General features: G+C 39.5%; 14 protein-coding genes and 1 pseudogene. 9 read left to right on the top strand and 6 right to left on the bottom strand.

The window, feature by feature from the left end:
- The first annotated feature begins 29 nt into the window (after positions 1-29).
- Positions 30-989 carry a DMT family transporter gene (locus RAC86_RS25775; RefSeq protein ID WP_069837270.1) on the top strand — a complete coding sequence of 320 codons (960 nt, stop codon included), beginning with the start codon at positions 30-32 and terminating at the stop codon, positions 987-989.
- 152 nt (positions 990-1,141) lie between these two features.
- Here RAC86_RS25775 and RAC86_RS25780 read toward each other — a convergent pair.
- Positions 1,142-2,015: pseudogene (locus RAC86_RS25780) on the bottom strand (AraC family transcriptional regulator).
- 225 nt (positions 2,016-2,240) lie between these two features.
- Here RAC86_RS25780 and RAC86_RS25785 point away from each other — a divergent pair.
- The 4 genes from RAC86_RS25785 (at position 2,241) to RAC86_RS25800 (ending at position 6,466) form a co-directional block, all read left to right on the top strand.
- Positions 2,241-3,629, top strand: a complete 1,389-nt coding sequence (locus RAC86_RS25785) for an aminotransferase-like domain-containing protein (protein ID WP_019712425.1) — start codon at positions 2,241-2,243, stop codon at positions 3,627-3,629.
- Positions 3,630-3,738: 109 nt separating this feature from the next.
- A complete protein-coding gene (locus tag RAC86_RS25790; RefSeq protein ID WP_377886162.1) occupies positions 3,739-5,031 on the top strand; it encodes an MFS transporter in 1,293 nt (430 codons plus the stop codon).
- Positions 5,032-5,261: 230 nt separating this feature from the next.
- A complete protein-coding gene (locus tag RAC86_RS25795) occupies positions 5,262-5,636 on the top strand; it encodes a hypothetical protein (RefSeq protein ID WP_032722936.1) in 375 nt (124 codons plus the stop codon).
- 236 nt (positions 5,637-5,872) lie between these two features.
- Positions 5,873-6,466: a YdeI/OmpD-associated family protein gene (locus tag RAC86_RS25800; RefSeq protein WP_019712427.1), complete on the top strand. Its 594-nt coding sequence runs from the start codon at positions 5,873-5,875 to the stop codon at positions 6,464-6,466.
- A gap of 353 nt (positions 6,467-6,819) precedes the next feature.
- Here RAC86_RS25800 and RAC86_RS25805 read toward each other — a convergent pair whose 3' ends face one another.
- A complete protein-coding gene (locus RAC86_RS25805; RefSeq protein ID WP_173614401.1) occupies positions 6,820-7,479 on the bottom strand; it encodes a hypothetical protein in 660 nt (219 codons plus the stop codon).
- Positions 7,480-7,677: 198 nt separating this feature from the next.
- Here RAC86_RS25805 and RAC86_RS25810 point away from each other — a divergent pair, with 198 nt between their 5' ends.
- Positions 7,678-7,887 (top strand): TVP38/TMEM64 family protein, encoded by a 210-nt coding sequence (locus RAC86_RS25810; RefSeq protein WP_250620441.1) that lies wholly within the window; start codon positions 7,678-7,680, stop codon positions 7,885-7,887.
- 386 nt (positions 7,888-8,273) lie between these two features.
- Here RAC86_RS25810 and RAC86_RS25815 read toward each other — a convergent pair whose 3' ends face one another.
- Complete coding sequence (locus tag RAC86_RS25815; protein ID WP_173613931.1) at positions 8,274-8,549, bottom strand: HPr family phosphocarrier protein; 276 nt, start codon at positions 8,547-8,549, stop codon at positions 8,274-8,276.
- A 316-nt stretch (positions 8,550-8,865) separates the two neighbouring features.
- On the opposite strand from RAC86_RS25815, the gene RAC86_RS25820 reads away from it, so the two are divergent.
- Positions 8,866-9,411 (top strand): TetR/AcrR family transcriptional regulator, encoded by a 546-nt coding sequence (locus tag RAC86_RS25820; RefSeq protein ID WP_015252737.1) that lies wholly within the window; start codon positions 8,866-8,868, stop codon positions 9,409-9,411.
- 143 nt (positions 9,412-9,554) lie between these two features.
- On the opposite strand, the gene RAC86_RS25825 is transcribed toward RAC86_RS25820, so the two are convergent.
- Positions 9,555-10,418, bottom strand: coding sequence for a DMT family transporter (locus RAC86_RS25825; protein ID WP_377886159.1), 864 nt, complete (start codon positions 10,416-10,418; stop codon positions 9,555-9,557).
- A gap of 154 nt (positions 10,419-10,572) precedes the next feature.
- Here RAC86_RS25825 and pdxR point away from each other — a divergent pair, with 154 nt between their 5' ends.
- The gene (gene pdxR, locus RAC86_RS25830; protein WP_377886163.1) at positions 10,573-11,964 is read left to right on the top strand and encodes a MocR-like pyridoxine biosynthesis transcription factor PdxR; all 1,392 of its coding nucleotides are present in this window, start codon (positions 10,573-10,575) and stop codon (positions 11,962-11,964) included.
- A 193-nt stretch (positions 11,965-12,157) separates the two neighbouring features.
- Positions 12,158-12,583, top strand: a complete 426-nt coding sequence (locus RAC86_RS25835) for a MaoC family dehydratase (protein WP_003234221.1) — start codon at positions 12,158-12,160, stop codon at positions 12,581-12,583.
- Between the two features lie 52 nt (positions 12,584-12,635).
- On the opposite strand, the gene RAC86_RS25840 is transcribed toward RAC86_RS25835, so the two are convergent.
- Together RAC86_RS25840 and RAC86_RS25845 are read right to left on the bottom strand one after the other, a co-directional pair.
- On the bottom strand, positions 12,636-13,208 hold the full coding sequence (locus tag RAC86_RS25840; RefSeq protein WP_377886160.1) for an alpha/beta hydrolase: 573 nt from the start codon (positions 13,206-13,208) through the stop codon (positions 12,636-12,638).
- An 81-nt stretch (positions 13,209-13,289) separates the two neighbouring features.
- Entirely contained in the window at positions 13,290-13,619 is a 330-nt protein-coding gene (locus tag RAC86_RS25845) for a winged helix-turn-helix transcriptional regulator (RefSeq protein ID WP_128422546.1), read from the bottom strand.
- Positions 13,620-13,722: the final 103 nt, after the last annotated feature.

Genomic DNA, 13,722 nt, shown 5'->3' on the forward strand with positions numbered 1-13,722 from the left:
TTATTATATTTATTAGTGAGGAGTCATGTATGAATACTTCCAATAGAAGAATGGGATTGTTCTATGTTATAACAGGGGCGACATGTTGGGGAATTGGAGGCACAGTAGCCAAAAAACTTTTTCAAGAATATCAAATCGATGTCAATTGGCTTGTAACGACACGCTTGCTTACGGCTGGAATGTTACTTTTAATGCTGCAACTGTTCAGAAAGGACCGGTCTCAGGTTATTGAGGTTTGGAAAAACAAAGCGTCGGCTGGCCAGCTTCTAATTTTTGGCCTATTGGGAATGCTTGCTGTGCAGTACACATATATGGCATCCATTCAACATGGGAATGCTGCCGTTGCTACATTATTGCAATATTTATCCCCAGTAATCGTCATTATCTACACGCTTTTGCGAAAACAAACGGTTCTTACCAAACAAGATATCATTACTGTTGTACTTGCTTTAGTGGGTTGCTTTTTTTTGTTAACAAATGGTTCAATATCTCAACTTTCAGTGCCAGCAGCTGCAGTAGTATGGGGAGTTTTATCAGGATTCGCGGCAGCTTTTTATACTTTGTATGCCGTTGGTTTATTAAATAAATTTGATTCTCTTGTCGTTGTAGGTTGGGCTATGATTATTGGCGGTTTTGCATTGGGTTTTATCCATCCGCCATGGCAACTGGATTTTCAACGATTAACTGCTGAGGCGTATGCATATATTTTATTTGTGATATTATTTGGAACAATGATTGCGTTCTGGTTCTTCATAAAAAGCTTGGAAAGCCTTTCTCCCAAAGAAACAAGCCTATTAGGCAGCTTAGAACCTCTATCCGCTGTTGTAACAACTGTCGTTTGGTTAAAAGCGCCATTTGGTTCTTTTCAATGGATTGGTGCTATTTGTATTATAGGAATAACTTTAATATTGGCTTTACATAAAGAGCCTTCTGTGCAGAGTGAAAAGTCGATATTAAAGATTAGGAATCATGCAAATCGGGATATATAGGGGCTTTTTTTGCTTATATGACCGGTCCGGCAATGAAAAACACTGGTGGAGTTTGAGCCCTCTCGGCAATATCAAAAATACCAAGGGTTTTGACGCCCTTGGTATTTTTTCTTCAAGAACCTTCAATTTTTCTTCTCTGATCAAAAAACGTATTACTTTTTTGTAATTGGTATCCAAATTTCACTTTTAAAAGATGGTGATGTTACATCCTTATGCTCATTCCACAATATTTCTGGACCTTCTATTTGTTCGTAATTTGACGATGGAAACCATTCGGAATAAATACGTCCCCATACTTCTTGCAGTGTATCCGGAAATGGTCCGATTGATTCGAATACAGCCCACGTTGAGGCAGGAACTTCAAGCCGTGAGAAATTATCTGGACACTGTTTCGTTGTGGCTGCGCCAATATAGTGATCGAGCTCTCCGTTTTCCTCTGTCCGACCTTCAGAAAAATTCGTGGATGCACTAATGAGGCCTGATGGTGCTACATTAGAAAGCTCTTTTAGTTTATTTATTGCTTTTTCATCTAAACTTTCCCACATAGATGCAATTTCCGGATTAATTCCTTTGAAAATAATATGAACTCTTTTTTTAATGCCAACGATGCGAAATGCCTCTTTTTCTTCAATACGGTAGTTCATTTCATTTCCTCCTTTAATTGTTAGCTGGAAGGTCATTCGTGGATAAGCTTTAAGGGAATGGCCATTAAGTCTGGCTTTTGATGGGTTTATGCCATGTAAATTTTGGAATGCCCGTGCAAAAGAATCTGGTGAGTTATAACCGTACTTTATTGCAATATCAATCACTTTTACTTTGCTGTCTTTCAGTTCAAAAGCTGCAAGAGTAAGACGTCTGCGACGAATATATTCCGATAATGAAATACCTGCAAGGAAGGAAAACATCCTTTTAAAATGATATTCAGAGCAGAAAGCAAGCTTTGCTGCCCTCTTGAAAATCAATATCGTTAGTGAGGTTTTCTTCAATATACTTTAACGCCCTATTCATACTTTTAAGCAAATCCATTTATTTGACCTCCTTTAACCAAAGAATAACAGGAGTGAAATGTATTTATCCGACATTCTGTGCACAGTTTTGCAGGATGACTTATATGAAATAAAGTAAGTGATTCACTTGTATTTGTACAGGTTTTATTGAAGCATGCTGTTCATAAAAAGGCATCAATAAAGAAAGTTATAATTGTCTTATAAGCAGCACATTCATATAATTGAGTGAAAAAGGATGCGTATCATGCCTATCAATTCTTTTGAAAATTATCCGATGAGCTGGAAGCCATCGATTGATAAAGCTGAAAAGCCTATTTATAAAGCACTTGCAGGGCAATTGGAACAGGATATTTTAAACGGAGTTTTATTACCTGGAACAAAACTTCCTCCACAGCGAGAATTGGCCGATTATTTAGATTTAAATGTGAGTACGATTTCCAAAGCATTTAAAGTGTGTGAGTTAAAGGGGCTGCTGAGTGCGACTGTAGGGAGCGGCACATTTGTATCGTATGATGCGTTGTCGAATGCGTATTTACTTGAGGATACAAAGCCGACACATTTAATTGAAATGGGAGCAATACTTCCAGATCACGCTTCATATGAGCCCTTGTTACACCAACTGAAAAACATGATTCAGGAGGAGGATTATGAAAAATGGTTTAGCTACGGCCGGGCAGGCGAAAGCCTTTGGCAAAAAGATGCAGCTGTAAAGCTCATCCAAAGAGGCGGATTTGAAACATCCGTTGATCACATTTTATTTGCAAATGGAGGGCAAAATGCGATTGCTGCGACATTGGCGAGTCTTTGTAAGCCTGGAGATCGCATCGGTGTTGACCATCATACGTACCCTGGATTAAAAACTGTTGCATCATTGCTTAGTGTGCAAATCGTACCGATAAAATCAGAAAACGATGAAATGAGTCCGGAGTCACTTGAATATGCGTGTAAAAACGAAAATATTAAAGGTTTGTATTTAATCCCGGATTATCATAATCCGACGACTTCCTTTATGTCTGTTGAGAATCGAAGAATGGTTGCAGACATTGCAAAGAAATATAATCTATTTGTTATTGAGGATGCATCGTACCATCTTCTCAACAAAAATCCGCTTCCGGCACTCGCCTCATTCGCACCGCAACAGGTTATTCATATTGCAAGTTTATCAAAATCGTTAGCGCCAGGCCTGCGTTTGGCTTATGTAGCAGTGCCGAGACAATATAAGGAGCCAATATCGAAGGCGCTTTATAATTTAAATATAACCGTTTCCCCGCTATTAGCTGAACTTACTGCTCGCACGATTGTATCAAATCAATTTGAAGTCTTAATTGAGAGTCATCGTGAACAAACCATTCGCAGAAATCAACTCGTAAACCGATATGTTGCGGGATATACATGTTTAGGTGTTGAAACAGGCATTTTTCGTTGGTTGTTGTTACCGGGTAAAATGTCTGGTGCCGAATTTGAAGAATTGGCTGCTCGACATGGCGTGCAAGTGTATGCGGCTGAACGCTTTGTAGTGGGAAATAGTTGTCCTGAAAGGGCTGTAAGGGTTTCTGTCTGTGCACCAAAAACACTTGAAGAGCTTGAACAAGGATTAATGATCCTGAGACGTTTGCTAGACGATCTTACCTAATATTGTTTGCCATACAATTATGACATTGTATGGCTTTTTTGTGCGTGTTATGATGATCCACATCTAGAGGGAGGTTTATACAAAATTGGCTTTTAGAAAGGAAGGTCAGATGATGTTAGACAAGGACAGCGTAAAAGCAATAGATGTTCAAACTGCTTCATTACAAAGCTACATCAGTTCACCAGAAAAACAAAAATCGTTATACAAGCGTACACTATTCGTTGTGAGTATCTCACAAATTTTTGGCGGTGCGGGGCTGGCGGCAGGAGTGACTGTCGGTGCGCTTATTGCACAGCAAATGCTTGGCACTGATGCGTTTGCTGGTTTGCCTTCTGCTTTATTTACTTTAGGGTCAGCAGGATCTGCATTAATTGTTGGAAGACTTTCTCAACGTTATGGCCGTCGAACAGGTCTTTCAGCTGGCTTTATGATTGGCGGACTTGGAGCAATAGGCGTTATTATGGCAGCAATCATAAATAGTATTTTCTTGTTATTTATTTCGTTGCTTATTTACGGTGCAGGAACAGCCACAAATTTACAGGCGCGTTATGCTGGTACAGACTTAGCAAATCATAAGCAGCGAGCGACTGCTGTTAGTATAACCATGGTTTTTACTACATTTGGTGCAGTGGCAGGTCCAAGCTTAGTGAATGTGATGGGGGATTTCGCTCTTTCTATTGGTGTTCCATCACTTGCTGGCCCTTTCATTTTAGCCGCAGCAGCATATATTTTAGCAGGTGTGGTCCTTTTCATTATGCTTCGTCCAGATCCATTAGTTATAGCAAGAACAATAGAAGCGGCAAATGAAGAGCCTGGTGATAAAGGACATTTGGCGGCAACTGAGCATACAGAAAACAAAAAAGGGATAATCGTTGGGGCAACGGTTATGGTTCTTACCCAAATAGTAATGGTAGCTATTATGACAATGACACCGGTTCATATGAGACATCATGGGCATGACTTGGGGGCAGTAGGGCTTGTTATTGGTTTTCATATAGGTGCTATGTATCTCCCTTCACTGGTTACAGGTGTTCTTGTAGATAGGTTGGGACGTACCGCAATGGCTATTTCCTCTGGAACAACGTTGCTTTTGGCAGGTGTAATAGCAGCATTTGCTCCGGGAGATTCTATGGTTCTTCTCGTCATTGCTCTTTCTTTACTGGGATTAGGGTGGAATTTTGGTTTGATAAGCGGGACTGCCCTTATTGTAGATTCAACTGATACTGCCACACGAGCTAAAACGCAGGGGACAGTGGATGTTCTGATTGCGTTGTCAGGGGCTGCTGGCGGAGCATTATCTGGAATGATTGTGGCAGGTTCAAGTTACCTAGCATTATCATTTGCTGGAGGGATGTTGTCCTTATTACTCATTCCAGTGGTGGTATGGTTTAGGGGACGATAAAGGATAGGATTGTTTAATTTACATTAATTTGTTATATTGTTAGATAAAGTCTATTGCGTCGTCTAATAATCTAACTAACTATAGTTGCTCCATTAAATCTATTATAAAGATTTGACTAGGATTCCTTATAGCTGTGTCACTCACTGCATATTCTTTAATTGAATCACATAAAATGGTTATCGGATTTGAAAAAGGCAGGATTACTCGCTTTAGGTAAAGGAGTCATCACGTTGTTAAAAAGGTTTTCTCTTGTTTTTGTTACACTAATGATGTCTATTGTTGTTGTTTTAGCGGCAGCTAAAGAGTCGCCTGGAGATTATGTCATCTCATTTGATGAACCTCTTATCTTGATGATCTCAATTGGGATCGTTGTATTTTTATTTATCCCTCCATTAGTCATGTCCTTTTTTGGCAATTTGGTTGTAAGAATAATATCTGGTGTATACCAATGTTTTATCGTTTTCACATTTCTGGGGCTCATTCCAATTGGATTTCTTATTCCCAATGGCTTTTTGACAATTCTAGTTTCTATTGCAGGAACTTTAGTCAGTATAGCTAGTGTTGCCGTAACCTTATGCATTGGCAAGAATAAAAAAGATATATAATAATCGAATTGTTATTTTTCCAGATTGTCAGTGAAATAATTATACAAGAAGAGAAGGCTTGTGGGCCTTCTTTTTTTGTTGTTGCATCATCCCCACTTTAAGCTTAATCTATTGAATAATAAGAGAAGGAACCTATAGAAGAATAAAATAAATACCGAGATGTCAAAAATAAAACTGGACTTCATTATTGTCAATTCACATAAATGTAAAAAGCTTGGAAAGAGGGGAATTCCTTCATGACAAATAGCAGAACGAATCCGAAGGTTGATGAATTTTTAAGTAAAGCGAAAAAGTGGAAGGAAGAATTTGAGAAGTTGAGAACCATCATTCTTGACTGTGAGCTGACTGAAGATTTTAAGTGGATGCATCCTTGTTACACATACAATAATAAAAATGTCGTTTTAATACATGGGTTTAAAGAATATTGTGCGCTTCTGTTTCACAAAGGCGCCTTATTACAGGATACCGATGGAATTCTCATTCAACAAACGGAGAATGTACAGGCGGCGCGCCAGATTCGGTTTACAAATGTTCAGGAAATAAATGAGCTAGAAAACATTTTGAAAGCCTATATTCACGAAGCCATTGAAGTTGAAAAAGCCGGTTTGAAAGTGGATGTTAACAAAAATATTGAATTGAACATTCCTGAAGAACTTCAAAATAAATTCGATGAAATCCCTGCCTTGAAAACTGCTTTTGAAGCATTGACCCCGGGACGGCAAAGAGCATACACTCTTTATTTTTCTCAAGCCAAACAATCCAAAACCCGAGAATCGAGAGTCGAAAAATATGTGCAAAAAATTCTCGATGGAAAGGGATTAAAGGATTAGGCACGCTAAGGTTCAGGCTAAAGGAATAGCATCATAGCGTAATAAGATCATTTCTATAGAAGAAAAACAAGCATAGTAAGATGCTTGTTTTTTCTTAGGACAACATTCACTTACTGCTGAAATGCTTCTTTTGATTAACATTGTATGCCACTAGACAGCGTTATAAAATATTAATGCAACACCTAGAAATAGCTCAATGGTACGGCTCATCACATTTAGAATGCCTAGGAGAACTAATAGAACCGGAAGATTTTTCAGCAAGTTACTGCACTTCAAACTTTGTTTTTATATTAATATATCTTATTTCCTTATTAACCATTGTATTTAGTCAGGTACAGACAAACGAATACTGATTAATGAATCATCATGATATCAATGAGCCGCTTGATTTTTTCATTGTCACCTGTATCAACATACACTGTTTTTCTGTTTTTTATGATATTCTCAGTCACTTCCCTCATGACGCCTTTTTCTACATCATCAGCAGAATCCCATCGTAAAGGCACATTATATACATGAATCGTGCCATCCCCATTGCCATGATAAGTGACTGATCCATTCACTAAACGAGAACCTGCTAACTGGGTTACATCTTCTGGATAGCTGGCACTTGTATCATCATTAGGATTAATTGGCTCGCCAGCCGAAATATGTCGAACATTTAATTCATCTATCTCTTGATTAGGTCCAAGTTGAAGCCAAACTCTGGCATATTCGATTTTTTCCGAAGAGTATGCTGCCAATACATTGTCTTCTTTGCTTTTCTCTTCTGCTGAAGAGGTCTCATTTGCAGCTTTTGTTGCGGATTCTTCTGATTCTGTTATTGGCTCCGCTTCATCCTTGCGTATTTTGGTTCTCTCTTCAGGCTCAGTGTGTTTTTCGTCAGTTTGCACAGCAGAAGCTTGATTTGAAGGTTGATGTGCTTCTTCATCCTTACTGCCCGTACATCCAGCAAGCAAAATCATGAGCAGCAGGGCAGTAATACAAAAATATATTTTTCTGTGTTTCTTCATTCTTTCATTCATTCCTCCCTCTCCATTAACTCAGGTCAGCTTCATATATAAGTTTATGTATCTAAATATTACCATGGAATAGATAGGATGATATTGAAAACTGTTTAAGAAGAGGAAACGATCTTGAATAACATCGCGAAAACTTAAGAATTCTTAAGAAGTATTGCCCCTTTTTCTGTGTTTTCAAGCGGGAACATGATGAAGGATTTAGAACGTAAATATCCAGAGTTGAAAAAATTATTGGAGACTTACAATTATAAGTTTTTGGCGCTGGGGATGATTTGTCCAATAGCTCCAACAGATGTCGTTTGTTTTTTATCGGCAGCTGTAGGAATCAAGTATACCACTTACATTTTAACGGTTATCGTTACGAATATCCCTTTATTGATATTTTCGAGTTCATTGTGATCAATTTTAGTGAGTCATTAATGGGAACTGTATTGGTTGTCGCATCATTTGTTTTGGTTTCTATTGTATCCATTAAAATGTGGAACACCCTTAAGCATAAACGGAGCACATAGAAATGCCACGAGACTAACCATTTATAGCTTATAAGCACCTGTAGAGATTTAAGTTCTTTCGGTATCCAATAATACCAAGGGTATAACTGCCCTTGGTATTATGTTCTGCTGCACATATATAAACCCTCCATTTTCGTTTGTAGATCCTTTTAAATTTTTGTATTTTAGGTTGAATGATCACCAGAAGAAAAATGAACGCATGATCTGAAAAGCTGTTTTGTCGCAAAATAAATAAATCAACGATAACAATCTCGCTACTACGATAGATTTTGATTACTGTATATAATCGTTTTTTAGTAAATGCTCTTTCATTTTTTGAATTGCCTTCGCTTCGTCGACTCCATGAGCGTATATATGTATTTCGGTTCCTGGTTTAATTCCTAAATCCATAATGTCCATGATGGCTTTTGGCGTTTGTTTGAAGTTAACAGTTTTCCCTTGGTATTCAAGAAAAATATCTGATGTAAACCGATGAGCTATACTGACTAACAGGGTAGCTGGTCGCGCAAACCCTGTTTCCTTAATGATCGTAAATTGTCTTTTAATCATTCTTCACCTCATTACATTCTGCCTCTTGACGGATTTATAGTTGGGCTGCAGATCAAATTCGAATTTAGAGTACCTTTAGGATAAGCGGTCTAATTTCATCGAAATAACACTCTTTCTTTGTGTTTACAAAATAATTCTCAACTAACTAAAATGGACAATGACTTCATTCGGGAAAAAGCATGATTCACTATCAGCTTTTATTTATTATTGTAAATACAAACATGGTGTGTACAATGGTTACATTCAGGCGATTTGTTGATTATTCAACATTCCACTCTAAATTGTTGATTATCTTAAGAAAGTTTGGTGAAAAGCTATGTCCAAAGTGGATAGAAGAATAACCAAAAGCCAAGAGGCTATTAAAATAGCTCTGATTGAGCTGATGACTGAAAAAAGTTTTGATCATATTACGATTAAGGAAATTTCTGAAAGGGCAAATGTAAACCGGGGAACAATCTATCTTCATTACTTAGATAAATTTGATCTATTAGAAAAAATTATGGAAGAGCATATAAATAATATGGGGGATTTTTGTGAGTCGGCAGCTGAAATGGACTGGATTGAATCGACTGTACACTGCATGGAATACCTTGAGAGTAATTATTTATTCTTTTCGACGATGTTAGCCAGTGAAGGCGCTCGATATTTTCGCAGTCAGTTCCTTAAGTTTAATATCGAAGAGTTCAGGAAAGATGTAGATGTAACGAAAGGCAAGAATTACGGCCAAAGTGAAGATGTCATTGTTGAATTTATAGCAAATGCTTACGTAGGGGTAGTGGAGTGGTGGTTAAAAAACGAAATGCCTTATCCGCCTCGTGTCATGGCAGAAAAAGTGGGGGATTTACTAGAGCGGATTTTATAATGGAGGCAGGAAATGGGTGTTGACTTATTTGTCTAGGCGGGAGATTCAAGTCTCCTCGATCGCATACAAAATACCAAGGGTTGCTGGCCCTTGGTATTTTTATACCTTCATGCATTTTTGAAGTTTATGCTTAAAGGTCTGCCTTACTTTGCAAATCGCCGAGCTGCTGCAACGCACATGATAACGGCGATATTCACTGCTACGAGTGCCCAGCCCACTTTCTCGTGCAGAATCACTGAGGCAAGCAGCAGCCCAAAAAAAGGCTGGAGAAGCTGGAGCTGCCCAACCGCCGCAATTCCTCCTTGGGCAAGACCTCGATACCAGAACACAAAGCCGATCAGCATGCTGAATAAGGATACATATGCAAGACTGAGCAGTGCGGGAACGCCGATGTCCGACCATGAGTCCGGCGTAAAAAAGAACGACAATGGCAACATAAGAGGAAGCGACAGAACGAGTGCCCATGAGATCACCTGCCAATTCCCCAGACGACGTGAAAGCCTTGCCCCTTCTGCATAACCAAGACCGCATACGACAATAGAAGCCAGCATGTACGCGTCGCCAAGCGGGGATGAACCTCCCCCCTGAATGAGGGCGAAACCTGCTACTAACAAGCTGCCAACGGTTGAGAAAATCCAGAAGACGGGCCGAGGGCGTTCACCCCCGCGCAGTACGCCGAAGGCCGCCGTTGCGAGTGGAAGAAGTCCAATGAAGACAATGGCGTGTGCGGATGTGACATGCTGAAGCGCTAAAGCTGTCAGCAACGGGAAACCAATCACTACGCCAAACGCTACCACTAATAATGAAATGAGATCTCTTTTGGCAGGATGCTGCTGCCGGAAGATGAGAAGGAGACCTCCCGCCAGTACACCAGCTATCGCAGCACGGCAAACGGTGAGAAATAACGGATCGAAGTCTGACACAGCCAAACGGGTCGCAGGCAGCGAGCCGCTGAAAATGAGTACGCCTATAAAACCATTTATCCAGCCATTTGTTGTTTTGTTCATTATAATCACTCCACATATCTTTCTTGTTCATTGTCTGTATTTTCTTAACAAAACCAGCAGCTAAGGATTACAATGACTATAAACTGGAATTGGCCTTTTTTAAACGGCCAGTTTTCATAAAAAAATGCATACCAGTTAGGAGAACAACGTGCAAATGGATATCACGCCTTTTTTGAATAGAACTCTGGATATTCCGCTTTATCAGCAGCTTTATCGGTATTTTAAAGAAAATATGCATCGGGGCCGTATTCAAAAAGGAATGAAGCTTCCTTCAAAAAGACTCTTGGCGAATCAGCTTTCCATCAGCCAAACGACTGTAGAACGTGCCTATGAACAGCTCGCTGCTGAGGGCTATATTGTGAGCAAGCCAAGAAGCGGGTGGTTTGCTGATTATCATGATTCTGATTTTGCTTATGATAGAATGCCAAGCACAACACCCATTCAACAAGAAGCAGAAGAAAATAAACAATGGATTGATTTTCATTATGGGAATGTAGATTCTTCTTACTTCCCTTTTTCCGCATGGCGAAAAAGCATGGTCAATAGCTTAGACCAATATGGACACGAGCTTTATCGGCCGGGACATGTTTTAGGAGAGTTTGAGCTGAGAACACTCATTGCAGAGTACCTGTATCAATCTCGGGGTGTTCATTGCGGCCCTGAACAAGTGATTATAGGTGCCGGGAACCCTATTCTGCTGCAAATCTTGTGCCAAGTTTTTGAGCCGAATATTTCTATAGGGTATGAGGATCCTGGTTATCCAAGAGCACGCAAAATTTTTGAAGCCAACCGCATGAATATTGTTCCGATACCAGTCGATGAGGAAGGAATCTGTATACAGAAGGTCAAAGAACAGCAGCCAAACCTTGTATATGTCACACCTTCCCATCAATTTACGCTGGGAACCATAATGACAATAAACAGAAGAATTCAGCTGCTCAAATGGGCGGCCGAAAATCAATCCTTTATCATAGAGGATGATTATGACGGGGAATTTAGGTACACAGGACAGCCGGTTCCTTCTCTTCAAGGGCTTGATCAGCATAACCGTGTCATTTATATGGGCACTTTTTCTAAGTCTCTTTTGCCCTCGCTGCGTATCAGCTATATGATTCTTCCTTCACCTCTTTTAAAAAAGGGGCATGAAATCACGTCCTTATATAAGCAAACAGTGTCCTGCCACAGTCAGCTAACCCTAGCTGAATTTATAAAAAATGGAGAGTGGCAAAAACACATCAACAGAATGAGAAAACTTTACCGCAAAAAAAGAGCCATTGTATTAGAGGCAGTGCAAAGGGAATTAGGAGAGCATGTCAGAATCCGCGGAGAAAACTCTGGGCTTCGTATCTTACTTGACGTTTATTTGCCATTTGGTGAAAAAGAGTTAATTGAGAAGGCGAAAAAACATGGAGTAAAAATTTATCCTGTTTCTCTTTCTTATCAAAATCATCCTCCTGCAAAAACGGTCTCGCTCGGGTTTGCAGGGGTTTCTGAATCCGACATAAGAGAAGGTATAAAAAAACTGAAGGCTGCCTGGAAGATATGAGGGAGCTTTCAGTTTAGCAAAACGGCCAAGTGACGACTAAGTGTTGAGAGCTGTTCAATATTTTTTAAGTATATGATGAGTGCCAGCAGTCCAGTCCACGATATGTCTGTTTAGCGAAAAACAGAATTTTTTATTTGCTCCTCACAGTGCTAAAATAAACAAAATAGACAATTGAAAAAATAGAGGTGTAAGAATGAAGTTAGATGAGTTTACAATTGGCCAGGTCTTCAAAACGAAATCATTAAAAGTATCAAAAGATGATATTATGCGGTTTGCGGGTGAATTTGACCCTCAGTATATGCATGTAGATGAAGAAAAAGCGAGTAAAGGCAGATTTAATGGAATTATCGCTTCCGGCATACAAACACTGGCCATATCTTTTAAACTTTGGATTGAAGAAGGTTTCTATGGAGACGATATTATAGCCGGAACAGAGATGAATCATATGACATTCATAAAACCTGTATATCCGGATGATGAATTGTTTACAATTGTTGAGGTTCTTGATAAGCAGCCAAAGAGAAATGAATTGGGAATACTCACAGTATTGCTATCTACTTATAATCAAAAAGAAGTAAAAGTGTTTGAAGGTGAGTTATCTGTATTGATCAAACGATAACTCAGAAAGCCCGCTTTTCGCGGGCTCGATTGAAGCAGATGGGTGAAAGATGTTAGCGGGTTTCCTTTGAAAAATAAGAGGTTAAAACATCATAAACAATAGGCAAAGAAGTAAACCCCTCATTTTCTAGAAAATGACCCCCGTGCTGGACTTCGTATAACGCAGCGTCAATTTGTTGTGCCAGCTCCTTGCTCCATGAAAATGGAACAATTTGGTCGTTCTTAGAAGCAATGACAGCACGGTGCTTCGCGGACTCGATGATTTTTTGATGATCAAACGATCCCTGTGTAAATTCATCTAACATCTGTAAAGTGGGCAATGATTTGGCAAAGCCGGAAACAAGAATGATTCCGCCAAGCTGTTTTCGCAATTGAATATGTTCCAAAAATCTCAAAATGGCGGGGCACCCTAAGCTGTGAGCAACCAAATACGTATTTTCATGTAAAGTATGTTGATAAAAAGAGAGTGTCTCCAGCCAATTCTCAAGTCTTGGCTGGAGCGGATTAGGCATGTTTAAAATGTCTGCTTGGACCCCATCTGCGAGCAGACGTTTTTTCAGCCAAGGGAACCAATGATTTGTTGAGGAGGCTCTGTAGCCATGAATGATATAGACTTGTTTTGTCATTATTTCCTCCTAAAAAATATTTTCATTCAGTATAAAATTCCTCTCATTGGGAAACAAGTACGCACTTTTTTGTAAGTAGCTTTACATATGAGGCATTCCTTGTGCCATTCCCCACTTACACATTTCATCTATGAGGGGGTACAAAGATCGCCCTCTGTCAGATAACGAATACTCTACTTTCAGTGGGGTTTGAGAAACCTCAGACCGATGAATAAGGCCGTCAGTTTGCAATTCCTTAAGCTGTGCGCTTAACATTTTATGGGTGATGAAGGGCATAGCCCTTTTCAGCTCGCCGTATCTCATCGTTTTTTCACACCCTAACTCATAGAGTATTCTCATTTTCCATTTGCCCCCTATAAGAGATAAGGTGTATTCAAATGGGGCTTGTTTACTGCGGCACAAGCTATTCACTGTAATCAAACCTCCTTTTTTTAGTATCATAACAGAATAATTCAGGGTTTTCGGTGTTGAAGTTTGAGGGCGATTCACGATCTGAAGTGAAAGGGGCCGCTTG

It is taken from the genome of Bacillus sp. LR_5 (assembly GCF_042709275.1).

Bases quoted from the DNA above. Each gene is read 5' to 3' on its own strand.
- RAC86_RS25790 (WP_377886162.1), top strand. From the start codon at position 3,739: ATGATGTTAGACAAGGACAGCGTAAAAGCAATAGATGTTCAAACTGCT.
- RAC86_RS25820 (WP_015252737.1), top strand. From the start codon at position 8,866: ATGTCCAAAGTGGATAGAAGAATAACCAAAAGCCAAGAGGCTATTAAA.
- RAC86_RS25835 (WP_003234221.1), top strand. From the start codon at position 12,158: ATGAAGTTAGATGAGTTTACAATTGGCCAGGTCTTCAAAACGAAATCA.
- pdxR (WP_377886163.1), top strand. From the start codon at position 10,573: ATGGATATCACGCCTTTTTTGAATAGAACTCTGGATATTCCGCTTTAT.
- RAC86_RS25810 (WP_250620441.1), top strand. From the start codon at position 7,678: ATGAAGGATTTAGAACGTAAATATCCAGAGTTGAAAAAATTATTGGAG.
- RAC86_RS25775 (WP_069837270.1), top strand. From the start codon at position 30: ATGAATACTTCCAATAGAAGAATGGGATTGTTCTATGTTATAACAGGG.
- RAC86_RS25825 (WP_377886159.1), bottom strand. From the start codon at position 10,418: ATGAACAAAACAACAAATGGCTGGATAAATGGTTTTATAGGCGTACTC.
- RAC86_RS25785 (WP_019712425.1), top strand. From the start codon at position 2,241: ATGCCTATCAATTCTTTTGAAAATTATCCGATGAGCTGGAAGCCATCG.
- RAC86_RS25840 (WP_377886160.1), bottom strand. From the start codon at position 13,208: ATGACAAAACAAGTCTATATCATTCATGGCTACAGAGCCTCCTCAACA.
- RAC86_RS25800 (WP_019712427.1), top strand. From the start codon at position 5,873: ATGACAAATAGCAGAACGAATCCGAAGGTTGATGAATTTTTAAGTAAA.
- RAC86_RS25815 (WP_173613931.1), bottom strand. From the start codon at position 8,549: ATGATTAAAAGACAATTTACGATCATTAAGGAAACAGGGTTTGCGCGA.
- RAC86_RS25805 (WP_173614401.1), bottom strand. From the start codon at position 7,479: ATGAAGAAACACAGAAAAATATATTTTTGTATTACTGCCCTGCTGCTC.